Origin of the sequence: Pseudomonas sp. S09G 359 (assembly GCF_002843605.1) — a bacterium.
Taxonomy (GTDB): domain Bacteria; phylum Pseudomonadota; class Gammaproteobacteria; order Pseudomonadales; family Pseudomonadaceae; genus Aquipseudomonas.
Genome location: NZ_CP025263.1, coordinates 4901660 through 4924644 on the forward strand (window position 1 = coordinate 4901660; position 22985 = coordinate 4924644).

Consider the following 22985-nt stretch of genomic DNA (forward strand, 5'->3'; position numbering starts at 1 on the left):
TCAGCGCGCCCGTGCCAGATCACGTAAGAACTGCAAGGCGTCGGTCGCCAGCGGCTGATACTGATTGAGAATGTCAGCCAGGCCGACCCAGAAAATCCCCATGCCCAACACCAAGGTCAGCGGGAAACCAATCGAGAAAATGTTCAATTGCGGCGCCGCACGGGTCATCACCCCAAACGCGATGTTGACCACCAGCAACGCGGTAATCGCCGGCAATACCAGCAACAGCGACGCGCCGAGCACCCAACCGAGACGCCCGACCACTTCCCAGAAGTGATTGACCACCAGGCCCGAGCCCACTGGCAAGGTGGTGAAGCTTTCGGTCAGCACCTCGAAGGCCACCAGGTGGCCGTTCATCGCCAGAAACAGCAAGGTCACCAGCATGGTCAGGAATTGCCCGATCACCGCCGCCGACACGCCGTTGGTAGGGTCGACCATGGATGCGAAGCCCATGCCCATCTGGATCGAGATGATTTGCCCGGCGATCACAAAGGCCTGGAAAAACAGCTGCAGGGAGAAGCCGAGCATGGTGCCGATCAGGATCTGCTCAGCGATCAGCATCAGCGCACTCAGATCCAGGGCATTCACCGGCGGCATGGGCGGCAAGCCCGGCACCAGCACTACCGTGATCGCCACCGCGAAATACAGACGCACCCGGCGCGGCACCAGGGTAGTACCGAACACCGGCATGGCCATCAACATGGCCGTCACCCGGAACAACGGCAGGATGAAGGAAGCCACCCAGGTGCTTATCTGGGTGTCGGTCAATGCCAGCAAAGACTGCATCGGGTCAGCCGATCAACTGCGGAATACTGCCGTACAACTGCAGGATGTATTCCATGAAGGTCTGCACCAGCCACGGGCCGGCGACAATCAGCGTGATCAGCATGACCAGCAGACGCGGCAGGAAGCTCAGGGTCTGTTCGTTGATCTGCGTCGCGGCCTGGAACATCGCCACCAGCAGGCCCACCAACAGGCTCGGCACCACCAGCACGGCAACCATCACGGTGGTCAGCCACAGCGCTTCGCGGAACAGGTCGACGGCGACTTCTGGGGTCATAGCCCTATACCCCTCCGAAACTGCCGGCCAGGGTGCCGATAATCAGCGCCCAACCGTCCACCAGCACAAACAGCATGATCTTGAACGGCAACGAGATGATCAGCGGCGACAGCATCATCATACCCATGGCCATCAGCACGCTCGCCACCACCAGGTCGATGATCAGGAACGGGATAAAGATCATGAAGCCGATCTGGAACGCGGTTTTCAACTCGGAGGTCACGAACGCCGGCACCAGGATGGTCAGCGGCGCCTGGTCCGGGGTGGCGATGTCGGTACGCTTGGACAGGCGCATGAACAGCTCCAGGTCGCTGGAGCGGGTTTGCGACAGCATGAAGTCCTTGATCGGGCCCTGGGCCTTGTCGATCGCGTCCTGGGCGGTCATTTTTTCCGCCAGGTACGGTTGCAGGGCTTGCTGGTTCACCTTGTCGAACACTGGCGCCATGATGAACAGCGTCAAGAACAAGGCCATGCCGGTGAGGATCTGGTTCGACGGCGTCTGCTGCAGGCCCAGGGCCTGACGCAGGATCGAGAACACGATGATGATCCGCGTGAAGCTGGTCATCAGCATCACGAACGCAGGGATAAAACTCAGCGCGGTCATGATCAGCAGGATCTGCAGGCTGACCGAATACTCCTGCGCCCCTGCCGCGTTGGTGCCCAGCGTAATCGCCGGGATCGACAACGGGTCGGCAGCAAATGCCAACGGCGCGGCCAGCAACAGCATGAGCGTCAATAAAACGCGCATTACTTCTTATCCTTCTGATCCTTGCCCAGCAACTCCATCAGGCGCTGGGCGAATTCTGGCGTGGCGGGCTTGGACTGGTCGACGTTGACCGGGGTCTTGAGCACGTGCAACGGGGTGATACGCCCGGGGGTGAGGCCCAGCAGGATCTGTTCCTCACCCACTTGCACCAGCACCAGCCGATCACGCGGGCCGAGGGCACGCGAGCCGATCATTTCGATCACCTGGCCGTTGCCCGGGCCCACGCTCTGCACGCGACGAAGCAGCCAGGCCAGCACAAAAATCAGCCCGACCACCAGCAGCAAACCCAGCACCAGCTGGGTCAGCTGCCCGCCGATGCCGCTGCTGGCCACAGGCGCCGCTGCCGCTGCCGCTTGCGCGACCGGCTCGGCCGCCAGGGCGCTCAATGGCAGCGCCAGCAACAGTCCCGCCATCGAATATTTCATATCAGCGCAACTTCTTGATGCGTTCACTCGGGCTGATCACGTCCGTCAGGCGGATGCCGAACTTCTCGTTGACCACGACCACTTCGCCGTGGGCGATCAAGGTGCCGTTGACCAACACGTCCAGCGGCTCGCCGGCCAGGCGGTCCAGCTCGATCACCGAGCCCTGGTTGAGTTGCAGCAGGTTGCGGATGTTGATTTCGGTGCTGCCGACTTCCATGGAGATCGACACCGGAATATCCAGGATCACATCCAGGTTCGGGCCGTCGAGGGTCACCGGATCGTTGTTCTTCGGCACGCTGCCGAATTCTTCCATCGGCAGGCGGTTGCTGGCCGGCGCAGTGGCAGCGTCGGCGGCCAGCAGGGCGTCGATATCGTCCTGGCCAACATCGCCGGTTTCTTCCAGGGCCGCGGCCCATTCGTCAGCCAGGGCCTGGTCTTCGGCGGAAGTGTTTTCGTGTTCGGTAGCCATTACATGTCCTCGGCGAAGCAAGCATTCATAAATAAGGGATCAGCGACGGTTGATGGGCTCAACCACTTGCAAAGCCAGGTTGCCCTTGTGGGAACCGAGCTTGACCTTGAACGACGGCACGCCATTGGCGCGCATGATCATTTCTTCCGGCAATTCGACGGGGATGATGTCCCCAGGCTGCATGTGCAAAATATCCCGCAGGCGCAGTTGGCGACGGGCCACGGTGGCGCTCAGCGGCACGTCGACGTCCAGCAGGTCTTCGCGCAGGGCCTTGACCCAGCGTTCGTCCTGGTCGTCGAGGTCGGACTGGAAACCGGCGTCGAGCATCTCGCGCACCGGCTCGATCATCGAGTACGGCATGGTCACGTGCAGGTCACCGCCACCGCCATCGAGTTCGATGTGGAAGGTGGACACCACAATCGCTTCGCTGGGGCCGACGATGTTGGCCATGGCCGGGTTCACTTCCGAGTTGATGTACTCGAAATTGACTTCCATGATCGCCTGCCAGGCTTCCTTCAAGTCGATGAAGGCCTGCTCCAGCACCATGCGCACCACCCGCAATTCGGTGGGGGTGAATTCACGGCCTTCGATCTTGGCGTGGCGGCCGTCGCCGCCGAAGAAGTTGTCCACCAGCTTGAACACCAGTTTGGCGTCGAGGATGAACAGCGCGGTACCGCGCAGCGGCTTGATCTTGACCAGGTTGAGGCTGGTGGGCACGTACAGCGAGTGCACGTATTCACCGAACTTCATCACCTGCACGCCGCCCACCGCAACGTCCGCCGAGCGGCGCAGCATGTTGAACATGCTGATACGGGTATAGCGGGCGAAACGCTCGTTGATCATTTCCAGGGTCGGCATACGTCCACGGACGATGCGATCCTGGCTGGTCAGGTCATAACTTTTGACGCTGCCGGGCTCGGCAGCCATTTCGGTCTGTACCAGACCATCGTCGACGCCATGCAACAGCGCGTCGATTTCATCCTGGGACAGCAGGTCTTGCACGGCCATGTCGAGGTCCTACTGCAATACGAAATTAGTGAAGAGCGCCTGCTCGACCACGACTTTGCCGAGTTCTTTCTGGGCCACTTCCTGCACGCTGGCAGTGACCTTCTGACGCAGCATTTCCTGGCCCACCGGGGTGGCCAGGGTGTCGAAGCTCTGGCTGGAGAACAGCATCACCAGGTTGTTGCGGATCACGGGCATGTGCACCTTGAGCGCTTCCAGGTCGCCCTTGTCACGCGCGAGCAAGGTGATGCTCACCTGCAAGTAGCGTTGCCGACCGTTCTGGTTGAAGTTGGCCACGAAGGCCGGGAGCATCGGCTCGAAGATTGCCGGTTGCTTGACGTTACTGGCGGATTCGGCGGCGGGTGCCGGTTTGCTTGCACTGCTGTGCATGATGTACCAGGTGCCACCCACCGAGGCGCCGATGGCCAGGAGCAGGCCCAGGACTATGACCAGGATAAGCTTGAGCTTGCCTTTGCCTGCGGGTGCTTTTGCTGCGTCGTCGCTCTTCGCCATGCCAATAATCCGTCACTATTCGGGGATTCATAGATCTACGGAAAGGCAAGAGCAAGTGTTATGCCAGAGTTGTCTGGCACTCGGGGAAGAGGCGGCACTACAAATCAAATGTGGGAGGGGGCTTGCCCCCGATGGCGGTGGGTCAGCAACCAATACAGTGACTGACACTCAGCCATCGGGGGCAAGCCCCCTCCCACATTTTGACCGTTGTATGGCTTGAATCAGGCGTAGTAATCCACTGCGCTGGAGCCGATCACAGTCGACGTTACCGGCGTCACTGCTTCAGCCACATCAATGTGGTTGCCGCTGTCGCCGTTATCGCCGCCACGCCCGCCGTTGCCGCTCACGCCACGGGTCTGGGCCTGCTGTTGTTGCTGCTCCTGGCCACGGGACTGGTCAGACACGTTCACGTCCACCTGCCCCATGCCTTGCTGGGCGAACATCTCCCGCAGGCGGCCGGACTGGCTTTCCAGCGCTTCACGCACCACCGGGTGGGCGCTCATGAAGTTGACCTGGGCCTGCTGGTCGGCGGTCATGTTGACCTTGATATCCAGGCGGCCCAGTTCGGCCGGTTGCAACTGGATCTCGGCCGACTTGAGGTTGGCGCTGGACAGGTACATCACGCGGTTGACGATCTCGTCGGTCCAGCCGCTCTGGTGCATGGCCAGCGGCGCATTGGTCAGCGGCGGCAAGGCGTTCGCGGTTTTCGGCGTGGCGGCCTGGGTCAGCGCGGCCAGGCGGTTGGCGAAGTCATCGACGCGGGTGTCGCTGCTGGCCTCCTTCAGGTCCTTGAGGCCGCCTTCGATCAAGCCGCTGAAGGCCTTTTCGCCACCCGAGTCAGTGCTGTCCTTGGTGGCTTGCTGGTCGACCATAGTGGCCAGGCCGGCGGCGAAATTCTGCGCGGCGGTCGGCTGGTCCTGGGTCGGTGCCGGGGCGGTCTTTGCCGGCGCCTGGCTGCTGGCGGACACGTGCCCGCCCTGCTCCATCGCCAGGCGCACGGCCGGCATCGCGTCGAGGGGGTCGGCCTCGGGGTCGAAGGCCGGCTTGGCCGCCTCGGTCGCCGCAAGTGGCGCAGCGACCACAGGCGCCGCCTTGTCATCCTTGGCGCTGGTAGCAGGCGCCGGGGTTTCCACCGGCACTGGCACCGGCACGGCCACTGGCGTCACGGCGGCCAGCATGGCCGGGTCGACAACCGGATCAGCCGGAGGCTGCTGCACCAGGGTCGGGTCGACCGCGGCGTCGTCATCTTTGCTGGCACTGTCGTCAGACTTGGCCGGCGGGTTGGCAGGCAAGGTATTGCCGCTATCGGCAACCGCCGGTGTGCTGGCGGCAGGCTTGTCGTCACCGGCGGCCGGCTTGGCGCTGGCATCCACAGGCTTGTCCCGCGTGGGCTTGGCCGAGTTGTCATCGGCTTTTACCGAAGGTTTTGCGCCTTGGCTGGCGAACACCTGAGCGAAGCCAGGGCCCTTGTCCCGTGGGTCCGCAGCCGCAACCTGTGGGGTGGCGACGGGCGCTTGAGGCTTGGCCGCAGGGGCAGCCTGAAGGAGCGAATTGGGGGCGACTGGCATAGGTAAAGGTCTCCACTGCATGGGGATCGGGGATGCAGTATCAGGACATAGAGCAAGAGTCGGGCCAGGTTGCAGATTTGACCGAGTTCAAAACTCAAACCCCGGCAAACCGCTCCCGCTCGGATTCATACATCGGCCGAACCAAAGCAAACTCCCGATCAATCTGATCCACCAACGCCCCGAGGTCCGCCGTCACCTCAGAGGACTCAAGCTCCAACCGCTGACACAACTGCGCCAACCGCACCGCGCCCAAATTCCCGCTACTGCCTTTGAAACTATGCGCTATGCGCCCCAGCGCCTTGGCATCATCGCGAGCCTTGCGCAGCGCTTCGACCCGCTTTTGGGAATCATCCAGAAACGTATCAAGCAACTTGGGGTACTCGCCTTCCATGACCTCCTGCAAACCCGACAACACCTGCGGGTCCATATGAATCTCTGCCACTTGCTCGCTCCTTGATCAAGAATCGGCGGATTATGCCAGAGCCCCCCAGCAAAACTCCACGCAGACACTGCGCCCGCCATCGGCCCAGCGTACATCGCTGCTCAGTTGACGCACCAGGCTCAGGCCCCGGCCAGACAGACGGTCGATATCCAGCGGCCGCGCCAACACCTGTTCCACGTCAAACCCCGGGCCACTGTCCTCCAGGCGCAAGGTCATTTTGCCGCCCGCCGACGTCGGCACGACCTCCACATGCACGCGCACAAATCCGGTATTCAGTTGCGCCAGGCGCTCGTTACGCTGGCGATAATATTCGGCAAACCCTTGGGCATCGCGCTTGAGCCGTGAATCCAGGCCCAGCACGCCATGTTCCAGGGCATTGGAATACAACTCGGCCATCACACTGTAGAGCGCCCCGCTCTGCTCGCGCAGGCCGTGGATCTCCAGCAACAGTTGCAGCAGATACGGCAGCGGGTTGTAGCGCTTGAGGGTTTCGGCGCGGAACTCGAAACTCACCGACCAATCCAGCGGGCACGACTGGCCGCTGTCGGCATACAGCGGCCCAGTCGCGCGCAGCGATTGGCCGGGCTGCAAGGTGATTTCCACCATGCTCACGTCATCGCGCACCTCACCGCGAAACGCCGCCAGGGCCTGCTCGATGTCTTCGAACAGGCGATTCGGCTCGCGGTTGGCGGCAAAGACCTGCTGCAAGCGCTCGGCGCCGAACAGCTGGTCATTCGCGTCGGCGGTATCCAGCACCCCGTCGGACAGCAGGAACACACGGTCACCCAGCGCCATGGGCCAGACTTCGGTGCGGTCATCAAACGCCTGTGCCGACAGCACGCCCAGTGGTAAATGCCGTGACTGCAGCGGCGTGCGCTTGCCGCTGGCGACTTCATGCACATAGCCGTCGGGCATGCCGCCGTTCCACACCTCCACCACCCGCCGCTGGGTGCTCAGGCACAACAGGGTGGCGCAGCAAAACATGTCCACCGGCAGGATGCGCTTGAGCTTGGCATTCATCTCCCGCAGGGTCTGCGCCAGGCCGTAGCCCTTGGCGGTCATGCCATAGAACACTTCCGCCAGGGGCATGGCGCCCACCGCTGCCGGCAAGCCGTGGCCGGTGAAATCGCCGAGTAGCACATGCATGTCACCGGACGGCGTGTAGGCCGCCAGCAGCAGGTCGCCATTGAACAGCGCATAGGGCGATTGCAGGTAGCGGATATTCGGCGCGGCATTGATGCAGCCGGAATGCGCGACCTTGTCGAACACCGCCTTGGCCACCCGCTGCTCATGCAATAGATAGTCATGGTGCTTGGCGATCAGATCGCGCTGCTGCAACACCGTGGCTTGCAGGCGGCGCAGGCGGTCCATGGCGTTGATCTTCGCGGCCAGGATCAACTGGTTATAGGGTTTGGGCAGGAAGTCATCGCCACCGGCATCCAGGCACTGGGCGAGGGCTTCGCTTTCGCGCAGGGAGGTGAGGAAGATGATCGGGACCAGCTCCTCCCCTGCCAGCTGCTTGATCCGTCGCGCCGCTTCGAAGCCGTCCATCACCGGCATCAGCGCGTCCATCAACACCAGTTGCGGGCGCTCGCGGGTAAACACCTCGAGCGCTTGCGCGCCATTGCTGGCGGTAAGTACCTGATGGCCCTGGCGGCGCACGATGGTGGACAGCAACAACAAGTCGGCGGCGCTGTCCTCGACGATCAGGATGGTCAGCGCCTCGAGGACGGGGGCCAGGGCACTCAATTGATGTCGAACAGTTTGTCGAAATTGGAGATGGCGAGGATCTTGCGCACATCGGAGCTGCTGTTGATCACCCGGACCTCCGCTTCTTCACCGCCGGCGTGGTCGCGTAACAACAGGAGCATGCCCAGGGCCGAGCTGTCCATATAGGTGGTTTCCTTCAGGTCGACCACATACAGCTCGGGCACCTTGTAGAAACGCTCATAGGCGTCACGAAAAGTCTGGTGGCTGCCGAAGTCGAACCGGCCCTTGATGGCGATCGTCAACTTCTTCCCGTCCAGGGACACTTCTGATTCGACTGACATGCGACGCTTCCTTGTCATGGGCAATATGCAACAAGGTTTAGCAGGTGAACCGGCTGCGGGCAACACTGCAGATCAAATGTGGGAGGGCGGTGCGACGATTCGACTTGCCCCCCGATGGCGGTGGGTCAGTCATGAATGTATCAACTGACACTCCCCCATCGGGGGCAAGCCCCCTCCCACATTTAGAACTGCGACTGGCGGGGAAGACGTTGGGATAATTCGTCGAGCAGCTTTTGCTCGCGCTTGTCTTCAATTGCCCGGGCTTCGTCAATGTAGCGCTGCACCAGTTTGCGCAGGCCTTCAACGCGGGCGAAGGCTTCTTGCCAGCTCTCGCGAGCCTTGTCGAGGTTGTTCTGGTGCCAGGCCAGGCTTTGGCGCTGCTGGCCGACGGCGGTTTCCAGTTGGTTGAGAAAGCCCTGATAACCCATCAGCCACTGGCCCGACACGCCTTTGGTGCCACGCTCGATCCATTGTTCCTGGTATTCGGCGCGAAAGCGCTCAAGGTCGCCCAGCTTGCTTTCCGCCAAACGGACTTGGCCCTGGAAATAACCGAGGCGCTGCACCGCGGTTTTTTCGGCCTTTTCGGCCATGTCGACCACCGGGGCCAGGCGTGAAGAGCGGGTGCTGGCCATGGCTTAGCCGCCTGGCGCCGGGGCGAAGATCGAGCCCAGGTGCGCTTCGCTTTCACCCATGCTGATCTTGTCGTTGAGGCCCTGGCGCAAGTAGGTCACCAACTGCGGTTGCAGGGCGATAGCCAGGTCGGTTTCGCGGTCACCGCCGGCCACATAGGCGCCCACGCTGATCAGGTCGCGGCTCTGTTGATAACGCGACCACAACTGCTTGAAATGCTGCGCGCGGGCCATGTGCTCCGGCGTGACCACCGCCGGCATCACCCGGCTGATGGAGGCTTCGATGTCGATGGCCGGGTAGTGCCCCTCTTCCGCCAGGCGCCGCGACAGCACGATGTGGCCGTCGAGTACGCCCCGCGCCGAGTCGGCAATCGGGTCCTGCTGGTCATCGCCTTCGGACAGCACGGTATAGAACGCGGTGATCGAGCCACCGCCCGCCTCGGCATTACCGGCGCGCTCCACCAGCTTCGGCAGCTTGGCGAACACTGACGGCGGGTAACCCTTGGTAGCCGGCGGCTCGCCGATGGCCAAGGCGATTTCCCGCTGGGCCTGGGCAAAACGCGTGAGCGAGTCCATCAGCAACAGGACATTCTTGCCCTTGTCGCGAAAATATTCGGCGATCCGCGTGCAGTACATCGCAGCGCGCAAACGCATGAGTGGCGCGTCATCCGCCGGGGAGGCGACGACGACCGAACGCTTGAGCCCTTCTTCGCCGAGGCTGTGCTCGATGAACTCCTTCACCTCGCGGCCGCGCTCACCGATCAACCCGACCACAATGATGTCGGCTTCGGTAAAGCGGGTCATCATGCCCAGCAACACCGATTTACCCACGCCGGTACCGGCAAACAGGCCCAGACGCTGGCCACGGCCGACCGTCAATAAGCCGTTGATGCTGCGAATGCCCACATCCAGCGGCACGCTGATGGGGTTGCGGTTGAGCGGGTTGATGGTGGGACCATCCATCGGCACCCAGTCTTCGGCCTTCATGCCGCCCTTGCCGTCCAGCGCGCGGCCGGCGCCGTCGAGGACGCGGCCGAGCATACTCATGCCCATAGGCAGGCGACCGGTATCAGCCAGCGGCACTACGCGAGCACCAGGGGCGATGCCGGCCAGGCTGCCCACGGGCATCAGGAAAATCTTGTTGCCGGAAAAGCCCATCACTTCGGCTTCGACCTGCACCGGGTGGTAGCTGTCGTCGTTGATCACCATGCAGCGGCTGCCCATGGCGGCGCGCAGGCCCTCGGCTTCGAGGGTCAGGCCGACCATGCGCAACAGGCGCCCTTCGAGAATCGGCTGGCCAGGCAATTCGGTGGCTTCGACATAGCCGCCGAGGCGCTTGGCGAAGCTGGTGCGGTCAAGGCGCATCGGGGGCGTCCAGGTCCACGCTCAGGTCGGGTTCCGCCGGGTTCAGCACCTGCTCATGCACTTGATCGAGCAGCTTGGCCATGATCTGGCTGATACGGGTTTCCACCGTCGCATCGATGCGGCTGTGTTCGGTTTCGACGCGGCAACCACCCGGCTGCAGCGCCGCGTCCTCGACGATGCGCCAGGTTTCTTCATGGCGCTCGCGCAGGGCTTTGACCTGTTCGAAATCCTGCGGGTTGATGTACAGCCGCACATTGCCGACGCCCAGGGGCAGCAGCTTGAGGGCTTCGCGCATGACGCTTTCGATATGGCTGGAATCGAGCACCAGTTCGCGCTGGATCACTTGGCGGGCGATGTGCTCCACCAGGTGCACCATGGCTTTTTCGATCTGCGAATCCTGTTCGGCGATCGGGTCGAAGAGCCCGCCCATCAAGCGTTCCAGGCTGGCCAGCTTGACGCTCAGGGCTTCCTCGGCTTCCTGGCGGACCTTGAGCGTGGTGGCCCGAAAACCGTCTTTTTCGCCGGCGGCAAAGCCTTCGTTGTAGGCCTCCTGGCGGATGCTTTCCAACTCTTCCAGGGTCAGTGGCTGGACTTCGTCCAGCGGCACTTCTTCCATTTCCACCGGCGGTTCTTCGACCGGCTCGGGTTCGGGCTCAGGCACATGCGGGTCGAAACTGGGCAACGACCAGATATCGAACCCACCCACGTCCCGTGCGCGAATCAGATCGCTGGGCGCCTCATCTTTGTTCGACATCAGGGGCGCCTTAAATCATTTCTTCGCCGCCCTTCCCACCGAGAACGATTTCTCCGGCTTCGGCCATACGGCGGGCAATGGTGAGAATTTCTTTCTGTGCGGTTTCCACGTCGCTGACGCGCACCGGGCCCTTGGCCTCCAGGTCGTCGCGCAACAGTTCGGACGCACGCTTGGACATGTTCTTGAAGATCTTCTCTTTGACGCCTTCGTCGGAGCCCTTGAGTGCCAGCACCAACACGTCGGACGAGACCTCGCGCAGCAGCGCCTGGATGCCACGGTCGTCGACATCGGAGAGGTTGTTGAACACGAACATAAGGTCTTCGATCTGGCCGGACAGGGTGTCGTCGATCTCGCGGATCGAGTCCATCAACTGGCCTTCGACCGAGCTGTCGAGGAAGTTCATGATGTCGGCCGCGCGCTTGATACCACCCAAGGTGGTCCGCGAGGCATTCGAGTTGCCGGAGAATTGCTTCTCCAGAATCGTGTTGAGTTCTTTCAGGGCCGCCGGCTGCACCGTGTTCAGCGACGACACGCGCAGGATGATGTCCAGGCGCACTTTATGGTCGAAGTGGCCGAGCACTTCACCGGCCTGGTCCGGGTCGAGGTACGCGACGACGATGGCCTGGATCTGCGGGTGCTCATAGCGGATCACGTCGGCCACGGCGCGCGGCTCCATCCACTTGAGGCTATCGAGGCCGCTGGTGTTGCCACCCAGCAGGATGCGGTCGATCAGGCCGTTGGCCTTGTCTTCGCCCAAGGCCGAGGTGAGCATCTTGCGGATGTAGCTGTCGGAGCCGACGCCCAGGCTGGTCTGGTCGCCGACGATCTCGACGAACTCGCTCATCACCTGCTCGACTTGCTCGCGGTGCACATTGCGCATTTGCGCCATGGCCACGCCCACCCGCTGGACCTCTTTAGGGCCCATGTGGCGCAGCACTTGGGCGGCGTCGGTTTCACCGAGGGACAGCAGCAGCACAGCGGCTTTGTCGACCTTGGTGAGTTTGGCAACAGCGGCTCGATTATCACTCATCTGCGTTGATCCACTCTTTCACGACCTGGGCCACACGGCCCGGGTCTTCTGCCACCAGACTTTTGATTGCGTTCAACTGAGCGTCGTAGCCTTCGCTCGGGCTTGGCAACAGGATGCTTTGCGGGCCGCCAAGGCTGACGCGGTCGTTGGCCAGTTCGCCATCCAGGCCGCCCATGCCGCCCAATTCCACGTCGCTGCCACCAAACGCGGCCAGTTGCTTCTTGCCGTTGCCGGTGATGTTGTTGAGCACCGGGCGCAGCACACCGAATACCAGTACCAGGATGAACAACACACCCAGCACTTGCTTGACGATGTCCCAGAACCACGGCTGCGAGTAGAACGCAGGTTCGGCGATCACTTCACCGCGCTCGGCGGAGAACGGCATGTTGATCACGCTGACGCTGTCACCACGGCTGGCGTCGAAACCGACGGCGTCCTGCACCAGGCGGGTGAAGCGCGCCAATTCGTCGGCGCTCCACGGCGCACGGGTAACCGCGCCATCCGCCGGGTTGACCTTGACCTGGTCATCCACCACCACCGACACCGACAGGCGATTGACGCGGCCCTGTTGCTGCTTGGTGTGGCTGATGGAACGGTCGAGTTCGAAGTTCTTGGTCGACTGGTTACGTTTGTCCGCCGGGTACGGGGCGAGCATCGGCTGGCCGGTAGCCGGGTCCATGATCTGCTGGCCGTTGGCGTCCAACAGTGGCTGGCCAGGCTGGATCGCGCCCGCGGTGGCTGCGGCGCCGCCGGTGGTTTGCGGCGCCGAAGCCGGCGCCGGTGGCTGGTTGCTCAGGGCACCCGGCACACCTTGCGGGCCATTGCTGGCGGTACGTTGTTCGCTGGTGGACTGCTCGCTGCGCAGGGCGGGCTGGTCCGGGTTGAACTGTTCGGAGGTCGACTCGACGGCGCTGAAGTCCACGTCGGCGGACACTTCAGCCTTGTAGCGGTCGTTGCCCAGTACCGGTTGCAGGATGTTGTGCACGCGCTGGGTGAGCATGCTCTCCATGCGGCGGCTGTAGTCGAACTGCTTGCCGGCCTGGGTCAGCGCGGAGTTTTCGGCCATGTCGGACAGCAGGTTGCCCTTCTGGTCGACCACGGTGATCTGCGACTTGCTCAGCTCCGGCACGCTGGTGGCCACCAGGTTGACGATCGCCAGCACCTGGCCAGGCTCCAGGGAGCGGCCAGAGAACAACTCGACCAGGACCGAAGCACTTGGCTTGCGCTCATCGCGCACAAACACCGAGCTTTTCGGGATGGCCAGGTGCACGCGGGCACCCTTGACGTTATTCAAGCTGGAGATGGTGCGGGCCAGCTCGCCTTCGAGGCCACGACGGTAGCGGGTGGCTTCCATGAACTGGCTGGTACCCAGGCCCTGGTCCTTGTCGAGGATTTCAAAACCGATATTGCTGTCGGACGGGGTTACGCCGGCGGCGGCGAGTTTCATGCGTGCACGGGCCACGTCGTCGGCCTTGACCAGCAGGGCGCCGGAGTTGGGCTCCACGGTGTAGGCGATGTCGGCGGCAGCCAGGGTTTCCATGATCTGCTTGGAATCCATGCCGGCCAGGCTGCCGTACAGCGGGCGGTAATCAGGTTGCTGTGACCACAGCACCACGGCAAAACCAATCGCCACGCTGGCAGCCAGGCCGACCATCAGGCCCACCTGACGCAGCATGGTCATTTCCGAGAGGTTTTCCAGGAACGACAGGCCAAACAGTGGCGGCTTGCCTTCTGCCTTGGCGGGTACGTTGTCCACGACTGCTTCTGCCATGACTTAAATCTCGTCCTTAAACCGGCATCTGCATGATGTCTTGATAGGCTTGAACCAACTTGTTACGCACTTGGGTCAGGGCCTGGAACGAAACGCTGGCCTTTTGCGAGGCGACCATCACATCGGTGAGGTCCACGCCGCTTTTGCCGATCTCAAACGCGTTGGCCAACTGGCTGGAGGCTTGCTGGGTGTCGCTGACTTTGTTGATGGCCTGGCCGAGCATGTCGGCGAAGCTGCTTTGGCCCAATTCCGGCGCTGGCGCGACGGATTTCGGTTGAGCCATGGCATCCATTTGCATGGAGCGCATATCCAACATCAACCGATTGAACTCAATACCCTGGCTCATGACCTTCTCTCTCCGACAACACGCAAATTTTTGACACTAGGCAGCGATTACCAGGGGAAGTAGCAACAAGGGTGCCAGCTCTGTATCAACTCGTAAGAAAAGGTGACAAAGCTTGTCAACCTTGTTACCGGTTATGTGGCGAACAGATACGCTTCCACATCCATCCCGGCATCCCGCATCTGCGCCAGCTTGTAGCGCAGGGTGCGCGGGCTGATGCCAAGGCGTTCGGCGGCCTCCTTGCGGCGGCCGCGCTCGGCGCGCAGCGTGTCGATGATCATCTGGAATTCGCGGCGGCGCAGGTCGTCGCCCAAGGCGCCGGCTGACTCGGCCTCCGCCACCACCGGCGCGGGCGCCAAGGTGGGGAGCGGCGCGGCCCCGCTGCCCATCGCCAGGCAGAAATCCTGGGGTTGGATCAGGCCGCCCTGCTGCAGGATCAGCGCGCGCTGGATGGCGTTGTCCAATTCGCGCACATTGCCCGGCCATGGGTAGCTGATCAGGCAGGCCTGGGCCTCGGCCGACAGCCGCGCCTGGGCGTGCTTCATTTTTTTGACGTGATTGTTCAGCAGGCGCTCGGCCAACGGAATGATATCCGCCGGGCGCTCGCGCAACGGCCGCCAGGCCAGCGGAAACACCGACAGCCGGTAGAACAAGTCTTCACGGAAGCGCCCCGCCGCTACTTCGCCGGCGAGGTCACGGTTGGTGGTAGCGACCACCCGGATATCCAGCTGGATCGGCTTGCGCGCGCCAACGCGCTCCACTTCACGCTCCTGCAGCACGCGCAGCAATTTGGCCTGCAGGCCCAAGGGCATTTCCGAGATTTCATCGAGCAGGATGGTGCCGCCATCCGCCTGTTCGAACTTGCCCGCCTGGGCCGCAATGGCGCCGGTGAACGAGCCTTTTTCGTGACCGAACAGCGTGGCTTCGAGCATGTTGTCGGGGATCGCCGCGCAGTTAATGGCGATAAACGGTTGTTTGGCGCGGGTCGATTGCTGGTGGATATAACGCGCCAACACCTCTTTACCGGTGCCGGACTCGCCGGAAATCAACACGGTGGAATCACTGCGCGCCACGCGGGCCGCCAACTCGAGCAATTGCGCACTGGCCGGCTCGAAGGCTATGGGGCCCTCGCCTTCGCTGGCCGCGACCACGCCCAGGGCATGGCGCGCCACCAACTCGATCAACGCTTTAGGTTCGAAGGGTTTGACCAGGTAATCCGCCGCGCCCTGGCGCATGGCATCCACCGCGCGCTCCACGGCGCCATGGGCGGTCATCAGCAATACCGGCAGTTGCGGCTGGCGCGCACGCAGCAGGCCGAGCAACTGGTGGCCGTCCATGCCGGGCATGTTCACATCACTGACCACCAGGCTGAAGGTTTCCTGCTCCACCGCCTCCAAGGCGTCCTCGGCAGAACCGACCGCCCGGTAGTCATGGCCCGCCAACAGCAGCGTGTCAGCCAATGCTTCACGCAGGGCGCGATCGTCTTCCACCAACAGAACCTTGATAGCCATTACTGTATTACTCCGTGCTTGCCGCGCATGAAAACAGCGGCAAGGTCATCAATGCACACGTGCCACGCCCCACGCGGGAACGCAGCTGCAATTCTCCCTGATGCGCACGTGCCACGGCCTTTACCACGGTCAGGCCGAGGCCGGTACCGTTGGTCTTAGTGGTAAAAAACGGTTCGCCCAAGCGTTGCAACACAGCAGGGTCGATGCCGCTGCCGCTGTCACTGATGCACAGGCGCAGGGTTTGCCCGCGGTGGTACAGGTGCACCTTGAGCCGCGCGCCGGGGCCACTGGCCTGGGTGGCGTTTTCGATCAGGTTGAGCAGCGCGCCCACCAGGGTGTCGCGGTTGCACAGCAACTCGCCGACATGGCTGTCGCATTGCCAACGCACCTGGGCGTCCGCGATGTGGGTGGCGGCAGCGGCTTGCAGCGCTTGCATCAGCTCGGCCGGCGTAAGGCGGTCGGTGAGCGGCAACTCGCCGCGGGCAAACACGAGCATGTCGCGCACCTGGTGCTCCAACTCATGCAGGCGCTCCTTGAGGCGGCCGGCAAAGCGCTGGTGGGTCGATGCTGGCAATTGCTCATCAGTCAAATGACTGGCGTAGATCAATGCCGCCGACAGCGGTGTGCGGATCTGATGCGCCAAAGAAGCGACCATCCGCCCCAGCGACGACAAACGTTCATGGCGCGCCAGTTGGTCTTGCAGGTGACGGGTTTCAGTCAGGTCGTTGAGCAGCACCAACTGGCCCGGCTCCGCGTCCAGCGAGCGGGTGGCAATGGACAAGCGGCGGCCGTCTTTCAGGGAAATTTCGTGACCGTCGTCTTCACGCGGCGCGAAGCAGCGGGTGATGACTTCGCGCCACAGTTCGCCTTCCAGCGGCAGGCCGAGCATGTCGCAGGCGGCCGGGTTGGCTTCGCGCACACGGCCCTGGTCGTCAATCACGATCACGCCACCAGGCAGCAGCGACAACAGGTTTTGCAGACGGTTGGCCAGGCGCTCTTTCTCGGCCAGCTCTTCCATGCGCTGGGCACTGACCACCGCCAACTCGCCTTTCAGCTCGGAAACCCGGGCTTCGAGCAGGCTGTAGGAGTCCGTCAATTGGCTCGACATCTGGTTGAACAGCGAAAAAGCCGTTTCAAGGCCCTGACGGCTCTGCTGTTCGACAGAAGGCAGCAACCCCGGAAGGGCTGGGCTGGAAGATTGCTGGGCGGCGTGGGGCATCATGCTCTCTCGCTTGGCTGACCGTCAGTTAAACGGAACGTTGCGAGGGCTGTAGCAATACCCGTGCCTAAAAAAAAACCGCTGATTAATCAGCGGTTTGTATTTTAGGCGTCAATCATCTGCCTGTTCATCGCCTTCTTTGCGGCTCATGCCGTATTTGCGCATCTTCTCGACCAGGGTGGTTCGACGGATGCGCAGGCGCTCGGCGGCACGCGCGACGATGCCGTTGGCGTCGTCCAAAGCCTGCTGGATCAAACCCTGCTCGAGGTTGCCGAGGTAGTCCTTCAGGTCCAGGCCTTCGGGCGGCAGCATGGCGGTGGAACCGAAGTCCGGGGTGTGACCGTTGATCGCCACCCGTTCTTCCATGTCGCTGCGCAGGCTGTCGACAAGCTGCTCGTCTTCGTCGTCGACGTAGCGGAATTTCTTCGGCAGCTCGACCACGCCGATCACACCGTAGGGGTGCATGATCGCCATGCGCTCCACCAGGTTGGCCAGCTCGCGGACGTTGCCCGGCCAGCCGTGGCGGCACAGGGACATGATCGCGGCGGAATTGAAACGAATGGAGCCGCGCTTTTCGTGCTCCATGCGCGAGATCAGTTCGTTCATCAGCAGCGGGATGTCTTCCACGCGCTCACGCAGCGGGGCCATCTCAATTGGGAAGACGTTGAGGCGGTAGTACAGGTCTTCGCGGAAGCTGCCGACCTCGATCATGCTTTCGAGGTTCTTGTGGGTAGCCGCGATGATGCGCACGTCGACGCTCTGGGTCTTGTTGCTGCCCACGCGCTCGAAGGTGCGCTCCTGCAGTACGCGCAGCAGCTTGACCTGCATCGGCAGCGGCATGTCGCCGATTTCGTCGAGGAACAGCGTGCCGCCATTGGCCAGCTCGAAACGCCCGGCACGGCTGGTGATCGCCCCGGTAAAGGCGCCCTTCTCGTGGCCGAACAATTCGCTTTCCAGCAGCTCTGCCGGGATCGCCCCGCAGTTGACCGGCACAAACGGCCCGTCGCGACGCTTGGAGTGGTAGTGCAGGTTGCGCGCAACCACTTCCTTGCCGGTGCCCGACTCGCCGAGGATCAGCACGCTGGCATCGGTATCGGCCACTTGCTGCATCATCTGGCGCACGTGCTGGATCGCACGGCTGGTGCCGACGAGGCTGCGGAACAGGTTGGGTTCGCGGTGGCGACCGCGCTCGCGCGCCTGGTCGTACATCTCGCGGTAGACCTGGGCGCGGTGCAGGGAATCGAGCAATTTGCTGTAGCTGGGCGGCATTTCCAGGGTGGAAAGCACGCGGCGGCGCTGGTCTTCAGGCAGGTCGACAGAAGAAATATCGCCCATTAGCAACACGGGAAGGAACTCATCCCAGGTTGACAGTGTCTTTAACAAGCCCAAAACAGCGCCAGGAGCGTTTACGGTCCCGATCAGCACGCAAATGACTTCACGGCTCGATGACAATGAGCTGACCGCCTGCTGCCAGTCATGGCTGCCGCAGGGAAGATTTTCTTCGCCAAGAAAATTCAAAATCACCGCCAAATCGCGGCGGCGGACGCTATCGTCATCAATCAGCAGAATTTTGGTTTCACGCCACATGCAATAGCAACTTCCCTAGTCAATCGCTCTGCCCCAGAGTGAGGGCAATCGAGACGCCTGTAAGACTTCTTACCTTAGAGACGTCTGAAATCTGAAAACAGCACTAGTTAAGTCAAAAAAACTCGCGCAGTCAAATTTATGACGCGCATTCGGATTAACTGAGCCAGTTCAGCCGAACAGATGGTAAACCTTTGACGCGTTTTTCGCTTGGTTGATCTGCGACATCTCTTCAAAAATCGCCTGGCGTTCGCCAGTCGTCACTTCCAGCAACTGCTGATACACCGCCAGCAGGCTTTCCAGCTTCTCACGCAACGCATCCTCGTCCACCGGCGCCTCGCTGAGCACCTGCTCGATCACGTCGCGGCAGCCCAGGTCCAGCTCGCCGATGGCGTCCCAGTTACGGTCCGCCAGCGCGCCCATCAGCGCCTCGCGGGTTTCATCAATGCGTTGCAGTGCTTGGCTCATGACATATTCCTCAAGGCCCTCAGGCCCTTCTCTGCTGCGCCTTACTCGGTTACAGCCTGTGGCGCGGCGATAGCATCCCAGCCTTCTTTCACAGTAATCAGCAAACGCGCGACTTCGTCGATCATGTCGGCGTCGTTGTGCAGGTTCGCTTCCATCAGACGGTTGGTCATGTACGCATACAGACTTTCCAACTGCTGGACGTAAGCCGGGTTGTCACTCTTCTCGGCATCCAGGCCGTCTCGCAGGCCGATCACGATGTCGATGGCCTTGCCGAGCATCAGGCCCTTGGCCGCGATGTCGCCGCGCGCCAGGGCGCCTTTGGCCTGGGCCATACGGTCCAGCCCGCCTTCCATCAGCATCTGCACCAGGCGATGTGGGCTGGCTTCAGAGATCTGAGCATGGGAATTGACCTTCTGGTATTGGCGAAGGGCTCTCATGGGATTCATGTTTCTACCTCGTGACAGGCGACAGCGAAAAGGATTCTAGTAACAAATATGTCGACGGGTTGGCAAAAAGCTTTAGCGCCAGTCGTCTCTGGATAAAAAAAGCCAGGCAGTTTGCCTGGCCTTTTTTGCCTACCGTGGATCAAGTATTGGTCTTGACGTTGTTCAACGCATTGAGCGTGGTCATGACGCTGGTGCTTTGCTGGCGCAGTTGGGCAACCAGGGTGTCCATGGCGTTGTATTTGGCCGACAGGCTGCTGGTGAGCAGGGTCATGCGCTCGTCGAGCGAGGACTGCTGCTTGGTCAGGTCCTTGAGGGTGTCGGACAACGATGTAGAGCGCGTCGCCAGGATGCCAGTGGTGGACTTGGCGAAATCATCCGTAGCGCTTTTCATGCGCGCCAACATGCCATTCGTCCCGGAAAACATACTGCTGATATCGGCAGCGTTAGTCGCAACAGCCTTGTCCCACTTTTTGTCATCCAGCGTCAGCAAGCCAGTAGTCGAACTGGTAGTCACGCCAAACTGAGCCAAGGACTTGAACGTACCGGTACCCGACAACGTGTTGAACTCGTTGCGGATCGCATTCTGCAGCGAGCGCATGGTCGAGTCGCCGGTCAGTGCTGCCGCCGTGGTGCTACCGTCAAGGTTGGTGGTGACCTTGGTTTCGGCGTTCATCGCAGTGATCAGGGCGTTGTAGGTATCGACAAAGCCTTTGACCCCGGACTTGAGGGCCGCATTGTTAGTACTGACCGTAATGAGCGTGGCGTTTCTCACGGCGTCGACGCCGCTATCGCCAGTCGTCGTCGGTGCAGAAAGCGACACCAGCTTGATGTTCACCCCACTGAGGGCGCCTTCGATGCTGTTGGTCTTGGAAACGGATTTGACACCGTCAATGCTGTACAGCGCATCCAACGGTTTATCAACCACCGTAGCGCCGGCATCCAACCCGGAATTACCCGAGAGGGTCAGGTCCGAGCCCGTACCCATGTTGGTCGAGGTCAGAATCAGCCGTGAGCCATTGGAGTCGGTTTGGATGTTGGCACTTAACCCCGACGTGCCGAACTGGGTGTTGATCGAGTCACGCACCTGTTGCAGGGTAGCGCCGGCCGGCACGCTCAGGTCGAAAGCCTTGCCCGACTGGGAAATGGTCAAGGTTGTCGGCTTGTCGGTCGCGTTCACGACAGTGGTGGCACCACTCGCGTAGTTCGCGCTCGACAGCTTGGACGCCTGCGCCAGTTGGCTCACGATCAAACGGAAACTGCCGTTGGACGCGGTGTTGCTGGCCGTCATGGTGGCGACCTTTTCGTCCGAGGACGAGCCGGTCAAGCCCGTGAAGCTGTTGCCCGTGGACATGGTGTCCAACGCGCCACGGAACGCATCCAGCGCGGCCTGAATCTTGCCGATCGAAGACAGCGTGGTGGTCGCCTTCTGGGACGCGGTATTGATCTGCGTCTGCTTGGGCACCTTTTCGGCGTTGACCAAGGATGTCACGATCGCTTGCGTATCGATGTTCGAACCGATACCACTTACCGTTGAACCCGCCATCATCTATCTCCTGTTCGGTGGCTGCCGTTATCTTGACTTATTACGCCTCAAGCTACGACAGCAACAAGTTTCATGCCAGCTCAGACCTTGTCATCAAACAACAGGTTGCTTGCGCTGGAAAGGTTCTGTGCCAGCTTCAATGCTGTTTCCGACGGAATCTGGCGAATCACTTCACCATTGTCGGTATTGATGACCTTGACCACCACACGGTGGGTCGAATCATCAATCGAAAAATCCAGACTGCGCTGAGTCGATTGAACGAACTCACGCATATCGGTGACTGCTTTTTCCAGGTCCGCGCGCTCCGGCTGCTTGCCGATGGCGGGGGCTTCCTGGACTTTAGTGACGCTTTTGTCGGCTGCCACCTGAGCAGGTGCGCTTTGAGGTGCAACCGGCGGATAAGACGGGCTCAGCTTTACACTCATGTCCATGTCCAATCTCCTCTAAACCGAAAAAACGGAAGGGCACGTAGACGCGCCCTTCCGTTAGTTACCAAGCGCTGGAATTACTGAAGCAGCTTCAGTACAGCGGATGGCAGCTGGTTAGCCTGCGACAGGATCGCAGTGGAAGCCGATTGCAGGGTTTGTTGCTTGGTCAGTTCGGCGGTTTCGGAAGCGAAGTCGACGTCCTGAACGGTGGAACGTGCAGCGGTGGAGTTCTTCTGAATGTTCTGCAGGTTGTCTGCAGTGGTAGTCAGACGGTTCTGGGTAGCACCCAGGCCCGAACGAACGCCGTCGATGGTGCCGATGGCCTTGTCGATTACAGCCAGGGCGTTTTGGGCCTTGGTGGCGTCGGTCACGTCGGTTTGAGCAACGGTGGTTTTGGTCGAAGCGGCTTCAGTAGTAGCGCTGAACAGACCGGCAACACCAGCGCCAGCCAGGGAGTAGCCCTTGGCCGAATCCAGAGACACCTGACCAGTAACGATCAGGGCGTTAGCCAAAGGAACGGCAGTACCGTAGGCGCCAGCACCGTCTTTAGCAGCAACGCTTACCGAACCAGGAGCAGTGGAACCGCTGACCACGATGTTTTCACCGGTGTCGGATTTCACTTCCAGGGTTTTCTTGCTTTCGTCGTAGCTGACGCTGATACCCAGTTTAGCGGCGTTGGATTTCAGTTGGTCGGCCAGGCCGGCTTGGCTGGTCACGCCTTTGAAGTCAACGGACGCGCCGCCTACAGTCAGGGTGAACGAAGCAGGAGCAGTAGTCGCTGCAGCTTCGTCTACGGTGAACTTGGCTTCGGTGCTGGCAGTAGCAGTCAGGCCACCGATGATGCCGTTCAGGTTACTGGCGATGGTTTTAGCCGAGTCGCCGGCGACAGCAGTGTAAGTGCCAGTCTGACCGTTACCAGTTACAACGATGTCGCCAGCAACGGTGCCGGTACCTGGAGCGATGGCAACGCTTTTCAGCTGCTGGGAGCCGATGTTGTTGGCCGAAACGTTTTCCAGGCTCAGGTTGATGGTTTCGTTAGCGTTGGCGCCAACCTGGATAGCTTTGGTACCGTACGAACCGTCCAGCAGCTTCTGGCCACCGAAAGTGGTGGTGGTGGAGATACGGGTCAGTTCCGAAGTCAGAGCCTGGTATTCGTCGTTGTTCGACTTACGGTCGTCAGCGCTGAGGGAGCCAGTAGCGGAGGACAGAGCCAGGGTACGCATTTTTTGCAGGATGTCGGTCGAAGCCTGCATCGCGCCTTCAGCGGTCTGAGCGATCGAGATACCGTCGTTCACGTTTTTGACTGCTTGGCCCAGGCCGTTGATTTGGCTGGTCAGGCGGTTAGCGATCTGCAGGCCGGCAGCGTCGTCTTTAGCGCTGTTGATACGCAGGCCGGAAGACAGGCGCTGCATGGAAGTGGCCAGGGCGCCGCCAGCTTTGTTCAGGTTACCCTGAGTAGTGATCGAAGCAATGTTGGTGTTTACTGTTAAAGCCATGACGAAATCCTCGTTGGATGGATACTGCGGCTTCCGGCCCTGGCAACCGCCGGGTGTGGCCTGAGAACCTACGTAATAGTTATCGTCGTGGTGGGCAGT

The 22985-nt window shown here is 61.4% G+C and carries 25 protein-coding genes; all 25 read right to left on the bottom strand.

Going from position 1 to position 22985, the window contains the following annotated elements; all coding sequences use genetic code 11:
- Nucleotides 1-786 carry a flagellar biosynthetic protein FliR gene (fliR, locus tag CXQ82_RS22305; protein WP_101272321.1) on the bottom strand — a complete coding sequence of 262 codons (786 nt, stop codon included), beginning with the start codon at nt 784-786 and terminating at the stop codon, nt 1-3.
- A 4-nt stretch (nt 787-790) separates the two neighbouring features.
- Nucleotides 791-1060: a flagellar biosynthesis protein FliQ gene (gene fliQ / locus CXQ82_RS22310; protein WP_027603863.1), complete on the bottom strand. Its 270-nt coding sequence runs from the start codon at nt 1058-1060 to the stop codon at nt 791-793.
- Nucleotides 1061-1064: 4 nt separating this feature from the next.
- Nucleotides 1065-1808 (bottom strand): flagellar type III secretion system pore protein FliP, encoded by a 744-nt coding sequence (fliP, locus tag CXQ82_RS22315; RefSeq protein WP_101272322.1) that lies wholly within the window; start codon nt 1806-1808, stop codon nt 1065-1067.
- Nucleotides 1808-2251: a flagellar biosynthetic protein FliO gene (gene fliO, locus CXQ82_RS22320; RefSeq protein WP_101272323.1), complete on the bottom strand. Its 444-nt coding sequence runs from the start codon at nt 2249-2251 to the stop codon at nt 1808-1810. Before fliO ends, fliP begins: the two co-directional genes overlap by 1 nt.
- A gap of 1 nt (nt 2252) precedes the next feature.
- The gene (fliN, locus tag CXQ82_RS22325; protein WP_101272324.1) at nt 2253-2720 is read right to left on the bottom strand and encodes a flagellar motor switch protein FliN; all 468 of its coding nucleotides are present in this window, start codon (nt 2718-2720) and stop codon (nt 2253-2255) included.
- A gap of 39 nt (nt 2721-2759) precedes the next feature.
- Nucleotides 2760-3728: a flagellar motor switch protein FliM gene (fliM, locus tag CXQ82_RS22330; RefSeq protein WP_010208755.1), complete on the bottom strand. Its 969-nt coding sequence runs from the start codon at nt 3726-3728 to the stop codon at nt 2760-2762.
- A 9-nt stretch (nt 3729-3737) separates the two neighbouring features.
- A complete protein-coding gene (gene fliL / locus CXQ82_RS22335; protein ID WP_101272325.1) occupies nt 3738-4238 on the bottom strand; it encodes a flagellar basal body-associated protein FliL in 501 nt (166 codons plus the stop codon).
- Nucleotides 4239-4459: 221 nt separating this feature from the next.
- A complete protein-coding gene (locus tag CXQ82_RS22340) occupies nt 4460-5806 on the bottom strand; it encodes a flagellar hook-length control protein FliK (RefSeq protein ID WP_101272326.1) in 1347 nt (448 codons plus the stop codon).
- Between the two features lie 94 nt (nt 5807-5900).
- A complete protein-coding gene (locus CXQ82_RS22345; RefSeq protein WP_101272327.1) occupies nt 5901-6248 on the bottom strand; it encodes an Hpt domain-containing protein in 348 nt (115 codons plus the stop codon).
- Nucleotides 6249-6278: 30 nt separating this feature from the next.
- Nucleotides 6279-7997: a fused response regulator/phosphatase gene (locus CXQ82_RS22350; RefSeq protein ID WP_101272328.1), complete on the bottom strand. Its 1719-nt coding sequence runs from the start codon at nt 7995-7997 to the stop codon at nt 6279-6281.
- The gene (locus CXQ82_RS22355) at nt 7994-8299 is read right to left on the bottom strand and encodes an STAS domain-containing protein (RefSeq protein WP_101272329.1); all 306 of its coding nucleotides are present in this window, start codon (nt 8297-8299) and stop codon (nt 7994-7996) included. The genes CXQ82_RS22350 and CXQ82_RS22355 overlap by 4 nt, the downstream gene beginning before the upstream one ends.
- 182 nt (nt 8300-8481) lie before the next feature.
- Nucleotides 8482-8931 (bottom strand): flagellar export protein FliJ, encoded by a 450-nt coding sequence (gene fliJ, locus CXQ82_RS22360; RefSeq protein ID WP_101272330.1) that lies wholly within the window; start codon nt 8929-8931, stop codon nt 8482-8484.
- 3 nt (nt 8932-8934) lie between these two features.
- Nucleotides 8935-10293, bottom strand: coding sequence for a flagellar protein export ATPase FliI (gene fliI / locus CXQ82_RS22365; RefSeq protein ID WP_101272331.1), 1359 nt, complete (start codon nt 10291-10293; stop codon nt 8935-8937).
- On the bottom strand, nt 10283-11047 hold the full coding sequence (gene fliH, locus CXQ82_RS22370; RefSeq protein WP_101272332.1) for a flagellar assembly protein FliH: 765 nt from the start codon (nt 11045-11047) through the stop codon (nt 10283-10285). The genes fliI and fliH overlap by 11 nt, the downstream gene beginning before the upstream one ends.
- 10 nt (nt 11048-11057) lie before the next feature.
- The gene (fliG, locus tag CXQ82_RS22375; protein WP_010563975.1) at nt 11058-12077 is read right to left on the bottom strand and encodes a flagellar motor switch protein FliG; all 1020 of its coding nucleotides are present in this window, start codon (nt 12075-12077) and stop codon (nt 11058-11060) included.
- Nucleotides 12070-13848, bottom strand: coding sequence for a flagellar basal-body MS-ring/collar protein FliF (gene fliF / locus CXQ82_RS22380; RefSeq protein WP_101272333.1), 1779 nt, complete (start codon nt 13846-13848; stop codon nt 12070-12072). The genes fliG and fliF overlap by 8 nt, the downstream gene beginning before the upstream one ends.
- A gap of 16 nt (nt 13849-13864) precedes the next feature.
- Nucleotides 13865-14194 carry a flagellar hook-basal body complex protein FliE gene (fliE, locus tag CXQ82_RS22385; RefSeq protein ID WP_015885194.1) on the bottom strand — a complete coding sequence of 110 codons (330 nt, stop codon included), beginning with the start codon at nt 14192-14194 and terminating at the stop codon, nt 13865-13867.
- A 131-nt stretch (nt 14195-14325) separates the two neighbouring features.
- Entirely contained in the window at nt 14326-15702 is a 1377-nt protein-coding gene (locus CXQ82_RS22390) for a sigma-54 dependent transcriptional regulator (RefSeq protein WP_101272334.1), read from the bottom strand.
- A gap of 7 nt (nt 15703-15709) precedes the next feature.
- Nucleotides 15710-16921, bottom strand: a complete 1212-nt coding sequence (locus CXQ82_RS22395; RefSeq protein ID WP_101273854.1) for a PAS domain-containing sensor histidine kinase — start codon at nt 16919-16921, stop codon at nt 15710-15712.
- A gap of 111 nt (nt 16922-17032) precedes the next feature.
- A complete protein-coding gene (locus CXQ82_RS22400) occupies nt 17033-18508 on the bottom strand; it encodes a sigma-54 dependent transcriptional regulator (protein WP_033900748.1) in 1476 nt (491 codons plus the stop codon).
- Nucleotides 18509-18676: 168 nt separating this feature from the next.
- Complete coding sequence (gene fliT / locus CXQ82_RS22405) at nt 18677-18973, bottom strand: flagellar protein FliT (protein WP_101272335.1); 297 nt, start codon at nt 18971-18973, stop codon at nt 18677-18679.
- A gap of 41 nt (nt 18974-19014) precedes the next feature.
- Complete coding sequence (gene fliS, locus CXQ82_RS22410) at nt 19015-19419, bottom strand: flagellar export chaperone FliS (protein ID WP_101272336.1); 405 nt, start codon at nt 19417-19419, stop codon at nt 19015-19017.
- Nucleotides 19420-19558: 139 nt separating this feature from the next.
- On the bottom strand, nt 19559-20962 hold the full coding sequence (fliD, locus tag CXQ82_RS22415) for a flagellar filament capping protein FliD (protein ID WP_101272337.1): 1404 nt from the start codon (nt 20960-20962) through the stop codon (nt 19559-19561).
- Between the two features lie 80 nt (nt 20963-21042).
- On the bottom strand, nt 21043-21393 hold the full coding sequence (locus CXQ82_RS22420; RefSeq protein ID WP_101272338.1) for a flagellar protein FlaG: 351 nt from the start codon (nt 21391-21393) through the stop codon (nt 21043-21045).
- A gap of 74 nt (nt 21394-21467) precedes the next feature.
- Nucleotides 21468-22886, bottom strand: coding sequence for a flagellin (locus tag CXQ82_RS22425; protein WP_101272339.1), 1419 nt, complete (start codon nt 22884-22886; stop codon nt 21468-21470).
- Nucleotides 22887-22985: the final 99 nt, after the last annotated feature.

What these genes read in the sequence shown, in the direction of transcription:
- CXQ82_RS22390 (WP_101272334.1), bottom strand. Translation starts at nt 15,702, where the DNA reads ATGGCTATCAAGGTTCTGTTGGTGGAAGACGATCGCGCCCTGCGTGAA.
- fliM (WP_010208755.1), bottom strand. Translation starts at nt 3,728, where the DNA reads ATGGCCGTGCAAGACCTGCTGTCCCAGGATGAAATCGACGCGCTGTTG.
- CXQ82_RS22355 (WP_101272329.1), bottom strand. Translation starts at nt 8,299, where the DNA reads ATGTCAGTCGAATCAGAAGTGTCCCTGGACGGGAAGAAGTTGACGATC.
- fliP (WP_101272322.1), bottom strand. Translation starts at nt 1,808, where the DNA reads ATGCGCGTTTTATTGACGCTCATGCTGTTGCTGGCCGCGCCGTTGGCA.
- fliE (WP_015885194.1), bottom strand. Translation starts at nt 14,194, where the DNA reads ATGAGCCAGGGTATTGAGTTCAATCGGTTGATGTTGGATATGCGCTCC.
- CXQ82_RS22340 (WP_101272326.1), bottom strand. Translation starts at nt 5,806, where the DNA reads ATGCCAGTCGCCCCCAATTCGCTCCTTCAGGCTGCCCCTGCGGCCAAG.
- CXQ82_RS22395 (WP_101273854.1), bottom strand. Translation starts at nt 16,921, where the DNA reads ATGCCCCACGCCGCCCAGCAATCTTCCAGCCCAGCCCTTCCGGGGTTG.
- fliG (WP_010563975.1), bottom strand. Translation starts at nt 12,077, where the DNA reads ATGAGTGATAATCGAGCCGCTGTTGCCAAACTCACCAAGGTCGACAAA.
- fliQ (WP_027603863.1), bottom strand. Translation starts at nt 1,060, where the DNA reads ATGACCCCAGAAGTCGCCGTCGACCTGTTCCGCGAAGCGCTGTGGCTG.
- CXQ82_RS22400 (WP_033900748.1), bottom strand. Translation starts at nt 18,508, where the DNA reads ATGTGGCGTGAAACCAAAATTCTGCTGATTGATGACGATAGCGTCCGC.
- fliT (WP_101272335.1), bottom strand. Translation starts at nt 18,973, where the DNA reads ATGAGCCAAGCACTGCAACGCATTGATGAAACCCGCGAGGCGCTGATG.
- fliH (WP_101272332.1), bottom strand. Translation starts at nt 11,047, where the DNA reads ATGTCGAACAAAGATGAGGCGCCCAGCGATCTGATTCGCGCACGGGAC.
- fliI (WP_101272331.1), bottom strand. Translation starts at nt 10,293, where the DNA reads ATGCGCCTTGACCGCACCAGCTTCGCCAAGCGCCTCGGCGGCTATGTC.
- fliJ (WP_101272330.1), bottom strand. Translation starts at nt 8,931, where the DNA reads ATGGCCAGCACCCGCTCTTCACGCCTGGCCCCGGTGGTCGACATGGCC.
- fliR (WP_101272321.1), bottom strand. Translation starts at nt 786, where the DNA reads ATGCAGTCTTTGCTGGCATTGACCGACACCCAGATAAGCACCTGGGTG.
- fliF (WP_101272333.1), bottom strand. Translation starts at nt 13,848, where the DNA reads ATGGCAGAAGCAGTCGTGGACAACGTACCCGCCAAGGCAGAAGGCAAG.
- CXQ82_RS22425 (WP_101272339.1), bottom strand. Translation starts at nt 22,886, where the DNA reads ATGGCTTTAACAGTAAACACCAACATTGCTTCGATCACTACTCAGGGT.
- fliS (WP_101272336.1), bottom strand. Translation starts at nt 19,419, where the DNA reads ATGAATCCCATGAGAGCCCTTCGCCAATACCAGAAGGTCAATTCCCAT.
- fliD (WP_101272337.1), bottom strand. Translation starts at nt 20,962, where the DNA reads ATGGCGGGTTCAACGGTAAGTGGTATCGGTTCGAACATCGATACGCAA.
- CXQ82_RS22420 (WP_101272338.1), bottom strand. Translation starts at nt 21,393, where the DNA reads ATGGACATGAGTGTAAAGCTGAGCCCGTCTTATCCGCCGGTTGCACCT.
- fliO (WP_101272323.1), bottom strand. Translation starts at nt 2,251, where the DNA reads ATGAAATATTCGATGGCGGGACTGTTGCTGGCGCTGCCATTGAGCGCC.
- fliL (WP_101272325.1), bottom strand. Translation starts at nt 4,238, where the DNA reads ATGGCGAAGAGCGACGACGCAGCAAAAGCACCCGCAGGCAAAGGCAAG.
- fliN (WP_101272324.1), bottom strand. Translation starts at nt 2,720, where the DNA reads ATGGCTACCGAACACGAAAACACTTCCGCCGAAGACCAGGCCCTGGCT.